The sequence below is a fragment of the Streptomyces sp. NPDC048420 genome (genome assembly GCF_040651535.1).
Classification (GTDB): domain Bacteria; phylum Actinomycetota; class Actinomycetes; order Streptomycetales; family Streptomycetaceae; genus Streptomyces.
This window is the reverse complement of the sequence record NZ_JBEZKG010000022.1, coordinates 52,051-69,802: the sequence shown is the minus strand read 5'-3', so window position 1 is coordinate 69,802 and position 17,752 is coordinate 52,051. Positions and strand designations below refer to the sequence as shown.

The 17,752-nt window shown below is 68.8% G+C and carries 14 protein-coding genes and 3 pseudogenes; 10 read left to right on the top strand and 7 right to left on the bottom strand.

Annotated elements, in window-relative coordinates; all coding sequences use genetic code 11:
* The first annotated feature begins 37 nt into the window (after positions 1 to 37).
* From AB0D34_RS34885 to AB0D34_RS34875, 3 genes and pseudogenes are all read left to right on the top strand, one after another.
* Complete coding sequence (locus tag AB0D34_RS34885) at positions 38 to 922, top strand: MBL fold metallo-hydrolase (RefSeq protein ID WP_362669064.1); 885 nt, start codon at positions 38 to 40, stop codon at positions 920 to 922.
* A 74-nt stretch (positions 923 to 996) separates the two neighbouring features.
* Entirely contained in the window at positions 997 to 2,463 is a 1,467-nt protein-coding gene (locus tag AB0D34_RS34880; RefSeq protein ID WP_362669062.1) for an AMP-binding protein, read from the top strand.
* Between the two features lie 342 nt (positions 2,464 to 2,805).
* Positions 2,806 to 3,209, top strand: a pseudogene (locus tag AB0D34_RS34875) (MFS transporter); the annotation flags it as partial.
* A gap of 458 nt (positions 3,210 to 3,667) precedes the next feature.
* Here the strand turns inward: AB0D34_RS34875 and AB0D34_RS34870 are convergent.
* Genes AB0D34_RS34870 through AB0D34_RS34855 form a run of 4 tightly spaced genes read right to left on the bottom strand, consistent with a single transcriptional unit; the run spans position 3,668 to position 7,031 of the window.
* Positions 3,668 to 4,294 carry a TetR family transcriptional regulator gene (locus AB0D34_RS34870; RefSeq protein ID WP_362669060.1) on the bottom strand — a complete coding sequence of 209 codons (627 nt, stop codon included), beginning with the start codon at positions 4,292 to 4,294 and terminating at the stop codon, positions 3,668 to 3,670.
* Between the two features lie 35 nt (positions 4,295 to 4,329).
* A complete protein-coding gene (locus tag AB0D34_RS34865; RefSeq protein WP_362669058.1) occupies positions 4,330 to 5,088 on the bottom strand; it encodes a glucose 1-dehydrogenase in 759 nt (252 codons plus the stop codon).
* Between the two features lie 17 nt (positions 5,089 to 5,105).
* Entirely contained in the window at positions 5,106 to 5,843 is a 738-nt protein-coding gene (locus AB0D34_RS34860; RefSeq protein ID WP_362669056.1) for an SDR family oxidoreductase, read from the bottom strand.
* A 42-nt stretch (positions 5,844 to 5,885) separates the two neighbouring features.
* Positions 5,886 to 7,031, bottom strand: a complete 1,146-nt coding sequence (locus AB0D34_RS34855; protein WP_362669053.1) for an acyl-CoA dehydrogenase family protein — start codon at positions 7,029 to 7,031, stop codon at positions 5,886 to 5,888.
* Between the two features lie 485 nt (positions 7,032 to 7,516).
* Between AB0D34_RS34855 and AB0D34_RS34850 the strand changes: the two genes are divergently transcribed.
* The 6 genes and pseudogenes from AB0D34_RS34850 to AB0D34_RS34825 all read left to right on the top strand — a co-directional run.
* Complete coding sequence (locus tag AB0D34_RS34850; protein WP_362669050.1) at positions 7,517 to 8,734, top strand: acetyl-CoA C-acetyltransferase; 1,218 nt, start codon at positions 7,517 to 7,519, stop codon at positions 8,732 to 8,734.
* A gap of 497 nt (positions 8,735 to 9,231) precedes the next feature.
* A pseudogene (locus AB0D34_RS34845) lies at positions 9,232 to 9,802 on the top strand (TetR/AcrR family transcriptional regulator).
* Between the two features lie 533 nt (positions 9,803 to 10,335).
* Complete coding sequence (locus tag AB0D34_RS34840; protein WP_362669047.1) at positions 10,336 to 11,214, top strand: alpha/beta hydrolase; 879 nt, start codon at positions 10,336 to 10,338, stop codon at positions 11,212 to 11,214.
* A 70-nt stretch (positions 11,215 to 11,284) separates the two neighbouring features.
* Entirely contained in the window at positions 11,285 to 12,910 is a 1,626-nt protein-coding gene (locus AB0D34_RS34835; protein WP_362669245.1) for a CocE/NonD family hydrolase, read from the top strand.
* A 302-nt stretch (positions 12,911 to 13,212) separates the two neighbouring features.
* A complete protein-coding gene (locus AB0D34_RS34830) occupies positions 13,213 to 13,524 on the top strand; it encodes a hypothetical protein (protein WP_362669044.1) in 312 nt (103 codons plus the stop codon).
* Positions 13,487 to 13,872, top strand: a pseudogene (locus tag AB0D34_RS34825) (transposase); the annotation flags it as partial. The gene AB0D34_RS34830 and the pseudogene AB0D34_RS34825, both read left to right, overlap by 38 nt.
* A gap of 400 nt (positions 13,873 to 14,272) precedes the next feature.
* Here the strand turns inward: AB0D34_RS34825 and AB0D34_RS34820 are convergent.
* Positions 14,273 to 14,665, bottom strand: a complete 393-nt coding sequence (locus AB0D34_RS34820) for a nuclear transport factor 2 family protein (RefSeq protein ID WP_362669041.1) — start codon at positions 14,663 to 14,665, stop codon at positions 14,273 to 14,275.
* A 129-nt stretch (positions 14,666 to 14,794) separates the two neighbouring features.
* Between AB0D34_RS34820 and AB0D34_RS34815 the strand changes: the two genes are divergently transcribed.
* Positions 14,795 to 15,370 carry a PadR family transcriptional regulator gene (locus tag AB0D34_RS34815; protein ID WP_362669038.1) on the top strand — a complete coding sequence of 192 codons (576 nt, stop codon included), beginning with the start codon at positions 14,795 to 14,797 and terminating at the stop codon, positions 15,368 to 15,370.
* 85 nt (positions 15,371 to 15,455) lie between these two features.
* On the opposite strand, the gene AB0D34_RS34810 is transcribed toward AB0D34_RS34815, so the two are convergent.
* Together AB0D34_RS34810 and AB0D34_RS34805 are read right to left on the bottom strand one after the other, a co-directional pair.
* Positions 15,456 to 16,754 (bottom strand): DUF3533 domain-containing protein, encoded by a 1,299-nt coding sequence (locus tag AB0D34_RS34810; protein WP_362669035.1) that lies wholly within the window; start codon positions 16,752 to 16,754, stop codon positions 15,456 to 15,458.
* A gap of 69 nt (positions 16,755 to 16,823) precedes the next feature.
* Positions 16,824 to 17,630: an SGNH/GDSL hydrolase family protein gene (locus AB0D34_RS34805; protein WP_362669032.1), complete on the bottom strand. Its 807-nt coding sequence runs from the start codon at positions 17,628 to 17,630 to the stop codon at positions 16,824 to 16,826.
* Positions 17,631 to 17,752 lie beyond the last annotated feature (122 nt).

Below are 17,752 nucleotides of genomic sequence, written 5' to 3'. Positions count from 1 at the left end.
CCGCGTCGGCCGACAACCCCGCAACCGGAGGTACCTCGTGACCACTGCCCCCCACTCCTCGCCGGCCGCACCCATCCGCGCCACGGTCTTCGTCGGTCGCTGGCCGAATGTCCCGGCCGAGGAGTTTCCCGGCGTACCGAACGGCACCTTCTCGCCCACCACGGCCACGCTCGTGAGCGGCGCCACCGAGGTGGTCCTGATCGACGCGCTCTACCTCAAGGACGACGTCCGCGACCTCGGTGACCTGATCGAGCGCACCGGCAAGAAGCTCACGACGATCTACATCACCCATGATCACGCCGATCACTACCTGGGCTTCGGACCGCTCCTGGAGCGGTTCCCGGAGGCGAAGGCCGTGGCGCTGCCCCACGTGGTCGAGTCCATGAAGCAGACCATGCAGCTTCAGATCGAGCAGTGGGGCATGCTGTTCGGCGACTCCTGCATCATGGCGGGGCCGCTTCCGGAGCCGCTCGAAGGCGACACGCTGTACGTCGACGGATCTCCCCTGCACATCATCGAGGTGAAGCAGGCCGACATCCATCCCACGAGCATCGTGCACATCCCCGAGATCGACGTCGTCGTGGCCGGTGACTCCATCTACAACGAGATCCACCCGATGCTCGGCCTGTCGACGCCCGACGAGTGGCAGGACTGGCTCGAGACTGTCGACACCGTGGAGAGCCTCCGCCCGCGCATGATCGTGTCCGGACACCGCAGGCCCGACGGCGACGACTACGCGGTCGAGACCATGATCGCCCAGACCCGCGCCTACATCCAGGACTTCGCGGCTGCCTCCGAGGTCGCGAAGGACGCCGAGGAGCTGGTGGCCACCATGGTGGAGAAGTACCCGCACCACGGCAACGTCTGGACGCTCCAGTTCTCCGCCGGAGAGGCGATCGCGAAGCGCGATGCTGCTGAGTGACCGAGCCTGTCACCCGAAGCCCGCACTGTTGCATTCGCGTCGAAACGCGTCACACCACGATAGGTGACCTCACCATGAATTTCGCCTCTCTGCCCGACCGTCGCGCCGCATCCACTCCGGATGGGCCCGCGGTTGCCGACGGGCGTCAGTCGCTCACCAATGCCCAGTTCCTGACCCGTGTCCGGGCTGCTGCTCATCACCTTCAGGACCTTGGGATGGGTACCGGCGATGTCGTGGCGCTCAAGCTGAGGAACCGCGTCGAGTTCGTGCTTCTGCTGTTCGCGGCCTGGCGGCTCGGGGCGACCATCACCCCGGTCAATCCGAGCCAGACCGAGGGTGAGGTCGCGCGGCAGCTCCACGACTCGGGCGCACGCGTGCTGGTTGTCGAGGACGGCACGACCGCTGCAGGCGTCGCCACGCTGGCCGTCGACGACCTGTACGGAGAGGCGGTGGGGTCGGGTCCGACGCCGCAGCCGGACTCGACCGCGCCGGCACTCTTGATCTACACCAGCGGAACGACGGGCGTACCGAAGGGCGTGATGCTCGACCACTCCAACATCGACGCGATGGCGGCGATGGGGTGCCGGGCGATCGAGGCCGGGCCGACCGACCGCTGCTTGCTGATCCTGCCGCTCTTCCATGTCAACGCCATCGTGGTCAGCGTGCTGATGCCGCTGGTGGCAGGCGGCAGTGTCTTCATCACTGACCGGTTCGACCCCAAGACCTTCTTCGATCTCGTCGAGCGGGAGCGGCCCACCTACTTCAGTGCCGTGCCCACGATCTACAACATGCTCGAGGCGCTGCCGGCCGATGTTCGACCTGACACGTCCTCGCTGCGTTTCGGCACGTGCGGTGCGGCACCCGCCTCCGCCGAATTGCCGGTCCGTTTCGAGGCTCGGTACGGCTTCCCCATCATCGAGGGTTACGGGCTGTCCGAAGGAACCTGCTTCTCCACCGTCAACCCCGTCGCGGGTCCGCGCCGCGCGGGCACCGTGGGGGTTGCCGTCCCGGGGCAGGAGCTCCGGATCGTCGACGAGCAGGGTAACGAGCTGGCGACCGGCGTGGATGGTGAGGTCATCGTGCGCGGCCCCAACGTCATGCGTGGTTATCTCGGCCGGCCGGAAGACACGGCGAAGACGATCGTGGACGGCTGGCTGTACACAGGCGACGTGGGACACCTGGACGCGGACGGCTACCTGACCCTGGTCGGGCGGTCGAAGGACATGATCATCCGTGGTGGCGAGAACATCTACCCCAAGGAGATCGAGGACGTCCTCACGGCTGACCCGTGTGTTCTCGAGGCCGCTGTCATCGGTGTGCCTGACGACAAGTGGGGAGAGGTGGTGGTCGCCTACGTCCAGCCGCGGCCTGGTACGACCGTCCACCCTGCGGCTCTGGAAGCGCTGACTGCGCAACACCTCAGTGGCTACAAGCGGCCGACGTCGTTCTTCGTGGTCGACGCCCTCCCCAAGAACGCCGTCGGCAAGATCGACAAGCCCTCGTTGCGGGCCGCTCACGCTGCAACCCTGTCATCCCATTGACCACTAGCAGATGCTCGGTCATCGAGGGCTCGCCATCTTCGAAGGCCGGGTGGCCCGCGGGGCGAGATTCCCTCCCACCACCCGATCGCCTTCGAAGGTACTGGCTGGAGGGACCGGCGTGACGCTTCAGGGGCATGCTCGTGCGGATGGACGACCGAGAGGCAAGGGGCGAGCATCTGACGAACGGTTCCATGTCCCGCGCCGCGTCCGACCTCCGCAACTCACCACGGCCTGCGCGACCGACTACCCGGCCTGCATCTTGGCAGCGCACATTGGCCATCGCGACGCCCACGACGGGATGGCGCGGAGGCGGTCAGGAGCCGGCTCACCCGGACTGAGCGCATGCGAGCCGGTGAGACCCCCGGCAAAACGTCTGCCACCGCCGACGCCCGATCGGACGAGCTGTCTCCTGATCCGGATCGGTGGTGGGCCTGGGCGTGATCGCCCTCGCGCAGCCGATGGTGTCTTGGACACCACGATCGTGAACATCGTTCTGCCCTCGGCCCAGCGGGGATTGGGGGCGTTAGACGACAGCCGCCAGTGAGTGATTACCGCATACACGCTCGCGTTCGGGAGTCTGCTTGCGGGCGGTCGGATCGCGACCTGGTCGGACGCGAGCGGACCTTCCTTGTGGGCCTGGTCGGCTTCGCGGCAGCGTCCGCCCTGGCGGCACCGCGGCGGGCCCCGGCCTGCTCTTCGCGGCGCGTGCCTGCAGGGGGTGCCGAGCAGCAGGGTGCTCACCCGCCCGACCGGGTGACGCTCACAGCGGCCCCGCCGGCGATGCAGGTGCCGTACCGAGCCGCTCAGCGGTGGCTGGTTGCCTGTCACGCGGTCCGCTTCGATGCCCTGGATGTTTCATCGAGGGCCTGGCCTTGAGGACGCCTGGTCTCCCGACAGCGGCGATCCAACGGCAGGCATCCGACGTCGCGGCCCGGCGGGATCGGCCGAGCCCTCGGTAGGCACAGTGCACGAGATCGTCACCTGTGTCGATCCGGGGCCGACAGCGATGGCGCACCGGAGCGCCGAGCGCCGCCGGAAGGCGTGGGTTCGAACTGCCGGAGCGAGGCAGGCGCCGCCAGGGAGGTCTGACAGGCCACAACCATCCCCAACTCGACATCTGGGTAAGCGACTTCTCCGGGAAACAGGGGCCCCGTGGCTGGCCGAGCACGACGTAGCCGCGATGGGACAGAACCGACGTCGTTCGTCAGCCTGCGGTCGCGGACCGGTGGTCGGTGCCCAGCATGGCCAGCACCAGCGTCGCGTAGCGGCGGCCGAGGCTGACGGGAGTGTGGTGGCCGCCGGGGGCGTACCAGCGGCTGACGTCGACGCCGAGGGAGAGTACCGCCAGCGCGACACCGCCCGGGTCCTCGGTGCGGAACGCCCCGGACGCGATGCCGGCCACGATCTCGTCGAGCACCACTTCCTCGGTGCGGCGGCGGAGCCGGAGGATCTCGTCACGGTGGTCCGGCGCGAGTGCGCCGAGCTCGTACTGGACGACGCGGGCCAGCTGGTGGTGGCGGGCGTGCCAGGCGGTGTAGTCGTGAACCAGCGCCCGTAGCCGGCCGACCGCCGTCACCTCCTCCGCCAGGGCGCGTTCCACTGCCGCCAGTGCGCTGCGGTGGCCGGCGAGGCTGATCGCGTAGAGGAGGTCTTCTTTCGTGCGGTGGTGTGCGTAGACGGCCGACGGGCTCATCCCGGCGGCGGCGGCGATGTCGCGGGTGGAGGCGCCGTGGTAGCCGCGGGCGGCGAAGGCCGTGAGCGCCGCCTCGAGGATGCGCCGGGAGCCGGGGCCGGCCTCGCCCCACAGGTCGTCGGTTGCGATGGTTGTCACGCGCCCATTCTCGCGGATCACGTCTGTCGGTCTGCTCAGCTGATGATGAGGCCGCCGTCGACGGTGAGGGTGGTGCCGGTGACATAGCTGGAGGCGTCGGAGGCGAGGAAGACCACGGCGGCGGCGAGTTCCTCGGGTTCGCCGGTGCGGGGAAGCGGGATGCGGCGGACGATGTCGTCGATGTTGCCGGCGTCCTGACGGGCGGTCATTTCGGAGGCGAAGTAGCCGGGGGCGAGGGCGTTGACACGGATGTTCTTGCGGTGGCTCCACTGGGCGGCCAGGTCGCGGGTGAGACCGAGCAGGCCCGCCTTGGAGGAGGAGTAACCGGCCTGCGGCAGGCCGGTGTTGACCAGGCCGAGGACGCTGGCGATGTTGACGATGGAGCCGCCGCCGGTCATCACTTGGGCCGCCGCCCGGGCCATCCAGTAGGCACCCATGAGGTTGATGTCGATGATGTGCCGGAAGTGCTCCGGTGTCTCCCGGCTGGCCGGGACCGCAGCGGCCACGCCGGCGTTGTTGACCAGGACGCCGACGTGGCCGAAGTCCGCGGCGGCCGCCGCGACCGCATGACAGTCGTCGGGCGAGGCGACGTCGGCCTTGACGCACAGGGCGCGGCGGCCCGTGGCCTCGACGAGGCGGGCGGTGTCGGCGAGCCGGTCGGTGCGTCGGGCGGCCAGGACGACGTCGGCCCCGGCTTCGGCGAGGGCCTGGGCGAAGGCGACGCCGAGACCGGAGGAAGCGCCGGTGACGATGGCGACGCGGTCGTCGAGACGGAAACGGTCGAGGATGTTCACAGGGGGCTCCAGAGAGGTCAGATGGACAGGCCGCCGTCGACGGGCAGCACGGCACCGGTGATGTAGCCGGCCTCCTCAGAGGCGAGGAAGGCGACAGCCGCGCACATCTCGCTCGGGTCGCCGAAGCGGCCCATCGGGATGCCGGCAGTCAGCTCGGCGCGCTTCTCGGCGGGGACGGAAGAGACCATGCGCGTCTCCGCGTTGGGGGAGATGGCGTTCACGGTGACGCCGAAGCGGGCGAGCTCTTTGGCGGCGGTGCGGGTGAATCCGATGATCCCGGCTTTGGCGGTGGCGTAGTTGGACTGGCCGATGTTGCCGTGCAGACCGGAGTAGGAGGTGACGTTGACGACCCGGCCATACCTCTGCGCGCGGAAGTGGGGGACGCACGCCCGGGTGAACCGGAAGGCGCCGCCCGCGTGAACGGCCAGTACGGCGTCCCAGTCGTCGTCGGTGAGCTTCCACAGGACGCCGTCGCGCAGGATCCCGGCGTTGTTGACCAGGACGTCGACGCGGCCGGTCTCGGCCAGCGCGGTGGCGACGACACGCTCCGCGTCAGTGCTGGAGGCGACGTCCGCGGCCACCCATAGAGCGTCCAACTCCTTCGCCGCCGCGCGGAGTTCGTCCTCGTCTCGGTCGACCAGGACCACGTCCGCGCCTGAAGTGCGCAGGTGGCGACCGAGTTCGACGCCGATGCCGCGGGCCGCACCGGTGATGATCACGGTGTGGCCGGTGAAATCGAAGCTGAGGTTGCCCATCGGGCGCTCCCATCCGGATAGTGGTGTCCGTGTCCATGGGCCTTACAGGCCGAGGTCGCGGCCGATGAGTTCCTTCATGATCTCGTTCGAGCCGGCCCAGATCTTGGTGACTCGGGCGTCCTGCCAGGCTCGGGCGACCCGGTATTCGTTCATGTAGCCGTACCCGCCGTGCAGTTGGACGCAGGCGTCGAGGACCTCGTTCTGCACCTGGGCGGTCCACCACTTGGCCTTGGCCGCGTCCACCGCCGAGAGCCGGCCCGTGACGTGGGCGGCGACGCACTGGTCGACGAAGGCCTGGGTCACCTCGATCTGGGTGACCATCTCGGCCAGCCGGAACTTGTTGTACTGGAAGGAGCCCACGGACTGGCCGAAGGCCTTCCGCTCCTTCACATACTCCAGCGTCTCGTCCAGGATCTGCGCGGCGTGGGCCAGGTTGAGCACGGCGGCACCGATCCGCTCCTGCGGTAGCCGCTCCATCATGTGGATGAAGCCGCGGTCGACTTCGCCGATGACGTTGGCGCCCGGGACGCGCACGTCGTGGAAGAACAGCTCGGCGGTGTCGGCTTCGTGCTGACCGACCTTGTCCAGCTTGCGCCCGCGCTCGAAACCGGGCATGTCCGTCTCCACGGCGAACAGCGTGATGCCCCTGGCGCCCTTCTCCGGGCTGGTGCGAGCGGCGACGACCACCAGGTCGGCGCCGAAGCCGTTGGTGATGAAGGTCTTGGAGCCGTTGAGGGTCCAGTTCTCCCCGTCGCGTACGGCAGTGGTCCGCAGGGCCGCAAGATCGGAACCTGCCGAGGGCTCGGTCATACCGATCGCGGTGACCAGCTCGCCCGCACAGAACCGCGGCAGCCAGCGCTCACGCTGCTCCTCGGTGGTCAGCTCGACCAGGTAGGGGGCGACGACCTCGCAGTGGATGGTGAACGAGGAGGCGAATGCCACCGACAGCCTGGCGAATTCCTCGTGCAGAACCGCGGTGAAGCGATAGTCGCCCGCCTCGCTGCCGCCGTACTGCTCCGGTATCAGCAGCCCGAGCAGTCCTTGCTGCCCAGCGGCCTTCCACGCGGCGCGGTCGATCGCCCGCTGCTGGATGAACTCCTCCTGGCGCGGCCGCAGCTCGCGCTCCACGAATGCCCGGACGGAGGTCCGGAAAGCCTCGTGGTCGGCATCGAAGACAGTACGGCGCACAGGAGCTCCTCGTCGCTCGCCGGAAAGAGGAAGTAAGAAGCAGGAATAGGAAGTAAGCGAGTGCATAGTAACTATGCGAGTGCTTAGTTTTCTTGGGTGGGTCGATTCCGTCAACCCCGTCTGCGAGGTAGGCGGACATGACGTACGCCACGGGGGTCCGCCATCGCGCGCAGTGGAGTCCGCTGGCGGTTCCCCATCAACTCCCAACACATCAACCGTGTTGACGGGTCTGGTGGAGCGGGGTGGTGGGCGGCCATGCCCGCAGGCCGGCGCGGATCGGTGGCGTGCTCGCTCCGCAGTGGTACCCGACCAAGACGAAACGGGCAGGGGCCGTCTGGCGCGGACGTACCACGGCGAGGCGCGATCGTCCTACGGGGTACCTGTTTCGGGTGGCTACGTTGCTGACGTAATCCCTGTTCTGCCGGAGCTTGAGAGCCGCTCGCCCGGACAGAACCCACCACCGGATCTCCGAGAAGAGCACTCAGATGCCCGAAGCCGTGATTGTGTCCTACGCCCGCTCGCCGATCGGTCGGGCGTTCAAGGGGTCGCTGAAGGAGATGCGCAGCGACGATCTCGCCACCCAGGTGATCGCTGCGGCGCTCGTCAAGGTCCCGGGACTCGACCCCGACGAGATCGGAGACCTGATCCTCGGCTGCGGCCTGCCCGGTGGCGAACAAGGCTTCAACTTGGCGCGCAACGTCGCGGTCCAACTGGGCTACGACAACCTGCCGGGCACCACGGTGACCCGCTACTGCTCATCGTCGCTGCAAACGACGCGGATGGCCTTCCACGCGATCAAGGCAGGCGAAGGTTCGGCCTACATCTCGGCGGGCGCCGAGGCTGTGTCCCGGTATGTCAACGGCAACTCGGACTCCTGGCCGGACACGCAGAATCCCGCGTTCGGCGTCGCTCAGGCACGCTCGGCCGCCAGGCAGGCGAGCCACGAGGCCTGGACCGACCCTCGTGAGTCGGGACTGGTGCCCGACGTGTACATCAGCATGGGTGAAACCGCGGAGAACGTCGCCTCCCTCACGGGCATCAGTCGCGAAGAGCAGGACCGGTGGGCGGTCCGTTCGCAGCACCGGGCCGAGGAGGCCATAGCGCGCGGCCACTTCCGCAGGGAGATCACCCCGATCACGCTGCCCGACGGCTCGATCGTGAGCGAGGACGACTGCCCGCGGCCCGGGACGACGCTCGATGCGGTCTCCGCGCTCAAACCGGTCTTCCGTGAGAAGGGCTCCGTCACCGCCGGCAACTCGTGCCCGCTCAACGACGGAGCGGCGGCCCTCGTCATCATGTCCGATGTCAGGGCGCGTGAACTGGGCCTGCAGCCGCTGGCCCGCATCATCTCCACCGGCGTGACCGCTCTCTCGCCGGAGATCATGGGCCTCGGCCCCATCGAGGCCACCCGTCAGGCACTCGACCACGCAGGCCTGACCATGAGTGACGTCGACCTCGTCGAGATCAACGAGGCGTTCGCTGTGCAGGTGCTCGGCTCTGCGCAGGCGCTGCAGATCGACGAGGACAAGCTCAACGTTTCGGGTGGGGCCATCGCGTTGGGGCACCCCTATGGGATGACCGGAGCGCGGATCACCGGATCGCTCATCAACAACCTTCAGGCCCACGACAAACAGATCGGCCTGGAGACGATGTGCGTCGGCGGCGGGCAGGGCATGGCCATGCTGATCGAGCGGCTCGCCTAGGACGTAGCTTGTCGGTCCCGGCACGCGCAGAGATCCATACAGTCGCACGAAGCGGCCGGATCGACCGCGGCCGCCTCACGCCGAACGTTCGCCGAAGCGGGCCAGCGCAGCCTTTGGCAATCCCTGGACGGCACGCTGTAGGGGTCGGTCACGGGGCTCTTTCCGAGCCCGGGCACGTCTCGAGACGGCGCCAGAGCACGAGCTTGCGGCAGAGTTTCTCTACAACGGCGCCCCGTGGGCGCGGGCCTGGCCAGGGGCTGGGTGAGGATGACCGGCGGCCTGATCGCGGCCGCACTCTCCGGCTTCGGGGGCGACGGGTGGCCGCCAGGGGCTGCACCGCGTCCCCGCCCGGACGAAGCCTCAGAAGACCGCGTCCCGGCGTAGCGGAAACCGTACTCACATGCCCGCTCGACCCGTGGGCGGCGCGAAGATCGCCCCGGTAAAGGGATGTAAACCGATCGGTTTTCATTTTGGCCACATCAAGTTACCCTCGCGGCTTGACCACCGAAGTGAAGCCAAGTGCCAGGGAGCGGCTGCTGGAGGCGGCGGCCATGCTCACCTATCGAGACGGTGTCGGCATCGGCGTCGAGGCGCTGTGCAAGGCGGCGGGGGTATCGAAGCGTTCCATGTACCAGCTGTTCGAGAGCAAGGATGAACTGCTGGCGGCGAGCCTGGAGGAGCGCGCCGCCGCCTTCGCGGCCGGGCTCCTGCCGGCAGCGGACGACGGCCGTTCACCCCGCGAGCGGATCCTGCATGTTTTCGACCAGATGGAGGAGCAGGCGGGTACGCCCGACTTCCAGGGCTGTCGGTACCTGGCTGCCCAGATCGAGCTCAGAGACCAGAGCCACCCTGCGAGCCAGGTGGCCCACCGGGTCAAAGAGAATCTGACCGCCTTCTTCCGTGCCGAGGCCGAACGGGGGCGGGGCAAGCCACCCCGGCCTGCTGGCCCGGCAGCTCGGCCTGGTCTTTGACGGGGCCAGCGCCCGCGCGGGGATCGGAGCCGACAATCTGACAGGGCTCGTCACGCCCACCGTGATCACCCTGCTCGATGCGGTGGGCATGCGCTGACGCATCCCCTTTCGGGCAGGCGCCGTGACCGTGCCCTCCCCAAGCTGTGATGGCTCCCGCCCCTGATTCCCTTTAGTCGAGGGGAGTCCGGTGGCCGTAGGGGTGTTGACGGACGTGTCGCGCGTCAGGAAGGCCGTCGTCTCGTCGGCATCAGCACCCAACGGCGGGTGCGCGGTTCCCCAGGGCCTCCTCCGGTCGGCCCGGACCGCTAGGCCGCGTCAGTCTGGCCTCGGCGGCTGTCACGGCGGTGTAGCCCTATACCTGCGGCTGGAGTGTTCAAGCGTGGCGCGGGAGCCCTTGAGTGCGGAATCGGCGACCGCTGCGGATGGCATCCTCGCATCTCTCCTGTGCACTGACCCTATGGCTACGGGCGGCAACCTCCGCCTTGCACTAGGAAACCGATCGGTTTACGATGGTGGAAACCGATCGGTTTTTCAATGAATCCAAGGGCTGCTCCGTGGTCACGCCCCCTTCGGGCGGGCCCTGTCCGAATCACCTGTCCGCAGCAGTTCACACAGAGGGAAGCCAGCGAGATGCCCAGCTCAGAGTCACGTCCCACGATTCACATCCCGGGAACCACCAGCCACACCATCGCCCCGCGCACAGGACGCCACAGCAGCGAGGGGACCCTGCGCTACCTCAGAGCGGGCACCGGTGCTCCGCTGGTCCTGCTGCACACCGTGCGCACCCAGGCCGAGCACTTCCGCTCCCTCATCCCGTTGATCGCGGACCAGTACACCGTGTACGCCCTCGATCTGCCGGGGATGGGCTACTCCGAGATCGTGCCCGGCGCGTCGTACGACGAACCGGGGATGCGTGCCGGTGTCGAACGGCTCCTCACCGAACTCGACCTCGACGACGTGACGTTGGTCGGGGAGTCCATGGGGGCGGTGCTCGCCCTGACCGCCGCGGCCGATCTGCCGGAGCGGGTCCGGCGCGTCGTCGCGGTGAACGCGTACGACTTCCCCGGCGGGATCGCCCGGTCCAGTCTGCTCGCCCGTGTGGTGGTCGGCGGTGTCCTCACTCCGGGGGTGGGCCCGGTGGTCGCTGGGGTGGAGCCCAAGCCCGTCGTCGGCAGGATCCTGAAGGGCGGGCTGGTCGACAAGACCGCGCTGCGCGAGGACTACCTGGACGAACTCCTCCAGGTGGGCGGCCGCCCCGGCTACCCGGGCGTTGCCCGGGCCGTGTACCAGAGCATGCCCAGTCTCATCGCCGCCCGCTCGCGCTACCCGGAGGTCAAGGCCCCCGTCCACCTCGTCTACGGCGAGAAGGACTGGTCGCGGCCCTCGGACCGGCAGGCCAACAAGGACCTGCTGCCGGCCGCCGATTTCACGCAGGTGCCGGGAGTAGGCCACTTCATCGCCCTGGAACGGCCCGACGTGCTGGCCGGCCTGCTGAACGCGGTGGCCTAACCGGCCCGGGAGCGCCGTGGTCACCCCCGTTCGGGTGTAGTGCGGTCCGGGACCAGGTTCGACCACGTGCCTGACAGCGTCGTGGTATGCAAAGGAGCGGCACACGGCAGAGATTCAGATTGCTGCTGAGCCGGCTGCCGTATGGCAAGCAGGCGCCCATGATGGGCGTCGTACTCGATCCTCTGGCGGCGGCCCGGCGCGGTTTCATGGTGGTCTCTCCAGGACACGCGGGGCCGGTTCGCCTCCGAGGGGGGAGTGGGAGCCGTGGACGTACGAGGAGAGCGACGGTTACGACACCGTGCGGTGGGCCGCCGCCCTGCCCGGCTCGAACGGCTCCGTCGGCATGATCGGCGGCAGCTACTTCGGCAACACCCAGTGGATGGCGGCGCTGTCGAAGCCGCCGGAGCTGAAGGCCATCGCGCCGCTGATCACCTGGTCCGATCCGGATGACGGGCTGTTCTCGCGCGGCGGTGCGATCGAGCTCGGCATCACCGTGCCCTGGTCCCTGATGCAGGGCGCCGACACCCTGATGCGCCGTCACCGCACCGACCCCGGCGCGCTCGTGGGCAGTCTCGGCGGGCTCGTGCGGGATCTCGACGGCCTGGCCGATGGCGGCTACGGCGAACTGCCCGCCGGGCGGTTCCCCGCGTTCGTCCGGCACGACCTTCTCGAGCTGGGCTACGAGCGTTCCCGGCGGGAGCCCGAGTGGGCGCGGTCCTGCACTGTCGCGGGCCGCCACGACGAGGTCGACCTGCCCACCTTCCAACTCGGCGGCTGGTACGACATCTTCACCCAGGGCACGCTCGACAACTTCACCGCCATGCGCCGCGCCGGCCGGTCCGCCACGTTGATCATGGGCCCGTGGACCCATACCAACTGGCAGCACGTGGTCGGTGACGTCAACTTCGGATTCGCCGCGCACTCCGAATTCATGGGCATGCGGGGACGCGTTTACGACCTGCAGTTCGACTGGTTCGCGCGCACGCTCGGCGAGGGGGCGGCACTGGAGCCGGACACGGGCACGGTGCTGCTGTTCGTGATGGGGGCCAACCAGTGGCGCGAGGAGACGGAATGGCCGCTGTCGCGGGCGGTGGACACGGACTTCCACCTGCGTGCGGGCGGACGCCTGACGCGGGAGCCGCCGTCCACCGCCGAGCAGGCCGAGGAGTTCACCTACGACCCGATGGATCCGGTGCCCACCACCGGCGGCGCGCTCCTGATGACCGACGACTTCCGTCCCGGACCGCTGGACCAGACGGCCGTGGAGGCGCGTGAGGACGTCCTCGTCTTCACCACCGAACCGCTCGCCGAGGACCTGGAGGTGACCGGCCGGGTCCGGGCGGTGCTCTTCGTCGCCACGGACGGGCCCTCGACCGACTGGGTGGCACGGCTGTGTGACGTCAACGAGAACGGTGTCTCCCGCAATGTGGCCGACGGCATCGTGCGGGTGCGTGCAGCGACACTGGGCGAGGCGGCCGAGCACGTCGTGGACCTGTGGTCGACCAGCATCGTCTTCCGGGCGGGTCACCGGATACGGGTCCAGGTCACCTCCAGCAACTTCCCCCGCTGGGACCGCAACCTCAACACGGGCGAACCCGAGGAGAGCGCGACCACGGTCCGAGTGGCCCGGCAGCAGGTCTTCCACGACCCCGCCCGGACCTCCCGCATCATTCTGCCCGTGATGCCTCCAGCCTGACCGCAAGCGACGGGAGAGCCCGCCGATCCGTTGCTCCGGTGGGCAAGGGCACCGAAGCAGCCATGTCGGCTCGGTCGAAGGTCGGCAGGCATCCTGCGGCGGAGGCGACGACCTCCCACGGGCGCCTGCCCCTCGGCAAACGTCCCGGTGAAGATTCCTCGGTCAGCAGACCGACCAGGTTCCGCTCTATCGGCCTGCGATGACGAGGCCGGATCCGGAGGCGGAGGCCATCCGGTCGAGTACGGCACCGAGGTCCTGGGCCAAGTTGGCCAGCGACCCGCCTGTTCGATCTGATGCCAGGGTTGGCCACCGAATTCCAGATGCTGGTCAAGACCCGCTACGCCGCCCACGATCCACTTCATCGACACCCTGCCCAAGCCCCGAGCGGCAAGACCCAGCGCTACCTGCTGCGCAACCGCCGACGCACCGACACTCGCCACCCCGGAGCCACGTTGGTCGGCATGGAACCTCTACTCGTCGAGCAACGCGGCACCGTCCGGCGGCTGCTGCTCAACCGCCCCGAGCGGCGCAACGCCCTGGAGCAGAGGCAGCGGACGGGCAGCCGTCCTCGACCGCCGGCAGACCTTCCGCGAGCGGATGCCCGGAGTGCTTGAGCGCAACCAGCGACGCGCGGCCCGTCTGACCAGGTAAGTCAAGGCTGTGGTGAAGGAGTTGGCGGGCCGGGCGGGATCTCGTGCTGGTGATGCTCGCGGCGGGCTGCTCGCCACACGACCCTGCGCGTCCTGCTGCGCATCCCGTTGCCCACCGCGCGGACGCCCCGCGTGATCGGCGTCGACGACTTCGCTCTGCGTCGGCGGCACCGCTATGCCACCATGTCGCACATCGACGCCGAGACCCATGAGTGGATCGACGTGCTGCCCGACCGCACTGCCGACGCGCTGGAAGCTTGGCTGCGCGAGCGTCCGGGTGCCGAGGTCGTGTGGCGTGACGGCTCCGTCACGTCCCTGGCGAGTGCGAAGAAGCGCTCGACGCGTGCGCGGTTGCTGGGGAAGGCGTCCTCCAGAGCGTCCACGGCGCGGCCCAGCCAGCGGGCAGGTCACGTCGCGCCGGCCGGGTACCACGGCGCGATACAGGTCGTGCTCCTGGACGAACAGTGAGTCAGCGATGCCCTGCTTCTCGAACGGCCCGCGCAGCGTGTACGGCTGGACTTCCAAGTCGGCCGGAGTTGGTGCAGCGCCGTCTCGAACTCCAAGCGGCCTCGTCGAAAGGAGCTGGCGCAGCCGCCGGGGACGTTGTGGCGCTCCGCCAGGAGGGTGCGCAGTCCCGGCGTTGGAGGGCGGCGGCGGTCAGTCCGGCGTTGCCCCGCGCCGATGACCACCGCGTCGAAGTCCGTCGTCGTGGTTACTGTTCGGCGGCCTCTCGGGCGATCTGCTCGAACTGAGCGCCCATGGCCTCGCCGAGCGCCTGGGCGGCGGAGAGCGGGCGCACCATCACCGTGAACTCGTCGATCTTCCCGTCGTCGTCGAAGTGCAGGAAGTCGCATCCCTGGAGTTGCTTGCCGGCGACGGTGGCGGTGAAGACGAAGGCGTGATCGCGGCCGTCGGGGTTGGCGATCTCACGGACGTAGGTGAAGTCCTCGAAGACCCGGAGCACGCCGCGCAGGATCGCCGCGGTGATCGCCTTGCCCGGGTACGGCTTGAAGGTGACGGGGCTGGTGAAGACGACGTCGTCGGCCAGCAGAGCGGCCACGGCGTCCAGGTCGCCGCTCTCGACGGCCTTGCGGAAGGGATGCATGAGCCCACCTTCGATACTCAAAAATGTGAATAGGCGTGATGGAGGGTAGAGGGTCCTTTAGGGCTTGTCTACAGGGAAGGGATGGGGTGACATTAGTCACCTTGTTGATTAATCTGCTAGCGTGCATCCATGGCTTTGCGGAACGCGGTGATGGCCGCGCTGTTGGAGGGCGAGGCGTCCGGGTACGACCTCGCGAAGGCGTTCGACGCGACAGTCGCCAACTTCTGGATGTCAACGCCTCAGCAGCTCTACCGGGAGCTGGATCGCATGGAGGCCGAAGGGCTCGTCACGGCCCGCCTCGTCGAGCAGGAACGCCGCCCCAACAAGCGGCTGTTCTCCTTGACGGAGGCCGGGCAGAAGGCCGTCCACGCCTACACCGCCGAGCCCTTGGGTAAACCGGCGGTGATCCGGGACGAGTTGCTTGTCAAGGTGCAGTGCGTGGACGCGGGCGACATGGAAGCGGTCCGGACCGCCATCACCGAGCGCATGGAGTGGGCCACCGCCAAGCTGGCCCGCTACGAGCGGCTCCGGCGGCGTCTGCTCGACGGGCGCTCCGAGGAGGCGTACTTCGCCGAGGCCGAGCGCATCGGCCCGTATCTCACCCTGCTGCGCGGGATGACGTTCGAGCGGGAGAACCTCCAGTGGGGGGACATGGCGCTGCGCAGGCTCGAACAGCGCACAACGGCACTGCGGGCCGACGGCTGACCGCGACGATCCCACCTGCACGATCGGTCAGGAAAGAGGGGGTGGGGCGATCGTGCCCGACTCCACCCCCTCACCGGTCGTCGGACTATGCCGGGGCGAGGAGCGGCTGCGGTTCCTCGTCGGCGGGAATGCGATGGAGTCCCTTGCGGTCGTAGAACCGGGTCACGCCGAAGCCGAAGAGGCCGGCGACCGCGAGTCCCACACCCAGCATCACCCAGCCCCGGGTCAGACCCGCGTCGGCCTGGGCGTCGTAGTAGAGGATCGAGCGGACGGCACCCGTGATCTGGCGCAGGGGCTCGAACTCGCCGAGGACGCGGTAGAAACCGGGAAGGGCTTGGAGAGGGACCGTGGCACCGGACGTCGGTACCGCCATGGCAATGTAGAAGATCGTGATGAACAGCATCCCCGGCGTGCCGAACACAGCGAGCAGTCCGAGCCCGCCGATGCCGACAACCGCGATCGTGCACACGGAGAAGAGCCACAGCAGGGGCAGGTGAGAGGCGTCCATGCCCATGATGCCCACCGCGCCGGCCAGGGCCAGGCTGCCCATGAGCAGGGACAGACCGATCATGAGCGTGCTACTGATGGCCAGGGTCTGGACGCGAGTTGCGCGCAGCAGCGGCTTGTGGACCCGCAGCGGGCCCATGTCGCTGTGGGTGTAGCCGAGGGCGTGGTCCACCTGGCCGCTGATGACGTTGGCGGCGAGCATGCCGCAGACGACGAGGACGAGGGAGTAGTAGAAGGCACTCAGACCGAGGCCGCTGTGCGAGTCGAGCGGATGCCCGTCCTCGATCTGCACCACGGCCGGGTCGGCCAGCAGCAGGCGCGCGGCAGCGGGCAGCTGGGCCTGCGCGGCCCCGGCCTGAGCGGTCAGCTGTTCACCCACCTGCGCGGAGGCCGACTGCGCGGCCGTTGTCGTGGCCTGCCGCGCCATGCTCGACCCCACGCTGCCGGCGGACTGGTTGGTCAGCACGGTGAGTGTCGGGCGGACAGGCTTGCCGGCCACCCCGGGGCCGGTGAGGGCGGCGACAGTGGCGGTGAAGTCGCGGGGCACGACGAGCGCGCCGAACAGCTTGCCCTTGCCCAGTTCCTCCTTCATCTCCTCCTCGTCCATCAGCTTCCAGTCGATCCTGTCTCCGCCCTGGGACGACTTCTTGATCGACTGGGTGATCTGTGCCCCGAGGTCGGTCTGCTTGCCGCCGACCTTCGACCCCTCATCGGCGCTGACCAGGCCGACGGGCAGCTTGTGCAGGTGACCGGCAGGGTCGATGTTGGCGCCGACGTAGAACACCGTGAACAGCAGTGCCACGAAGCCCACGACGACGCCGTTGACGGTCCACAGACGCTTCGCGCGCAGGACGCGGAAGGGGTGGGCGTTACTCATTTCCAGCTCCGGTACGAGGAAGAGAGAAGTGCAGCAGGAGGAGCCGCCGGCGTCGTCGCGGGCGGAGCCTCATACGGCTGAGGAGGTGTCCCCGGCGGACGCGGCCACCGGAAGCAGCGCCGGCCGCTTGGCCTGGCGGCCGTCGCCGGAGGAGCGGCCACGCAGGCGGCGGCCGACCCAGGGGCCGAGGAAGGTGCCGGCCCAGCGCAGTTCGGCACCCACGGTCCTCCAGCCGGAGATGCCTGTCCTCTCGGCCGGAAGGGGGAGGGTCCATGTGTCGTCGCTGTCCGGTAGACCGAGCGCTTGGGCCACGGCAGCCGCGATGCGCGCGTGTCCCAGGGGGCCGGCGTGCAGCCGGTCAGCACTCCACAACCGCGGATCGGTCGCCGCCGCGTGCGCGGCCGTCTCCGCCACCACCACGCCGTGGCGGTCGGCGGCCTCCCGGATGCGTGCGTTGAGTGCGAGAACACGGTGACCGATCGGGCGGGCCAACGGCGTGATACGCCCGACATCGGGAAACATGAGGGTCGCGACGGTGGCGCCCTGCGCGGTGAGGGCGGCGAACATCGCCTCAACATGGCCGGCCACCTCGTCGAGGTCGCAGCCCGGGCGCAACACGTCGTTGACCCCGGCCACCACGGTGGCGAGGTCGGGCCGCATCGCGAGAGCCGGAGCCAGCTGCTCGGCGCGCACCTGACCGGCCTTACGGCCACGCACCGCGAGGTTGGCGTAGAGCAGGCCGGGGCTGTGGCGGGCGACCTGCTCGGCGAGCCGGTCCGCCCAGCCCCGAAGACCACGGCCGTCGTCGCCGTCCCCGAGCCCCTCGGTGTGACTGTCGCCCAGGGCGACATAGCGCAGATACCCACTGCTCGACACGGGGCCGACCGCCTCTCGTCAACGCTGCTGATGGAAGTGGCACACGGCCGTCAGTAAACAACTAGGCACATAGTCGCATTGTTGAGTATGACGATAGCTGTAGGCTCACCTTCCTGCAAAGT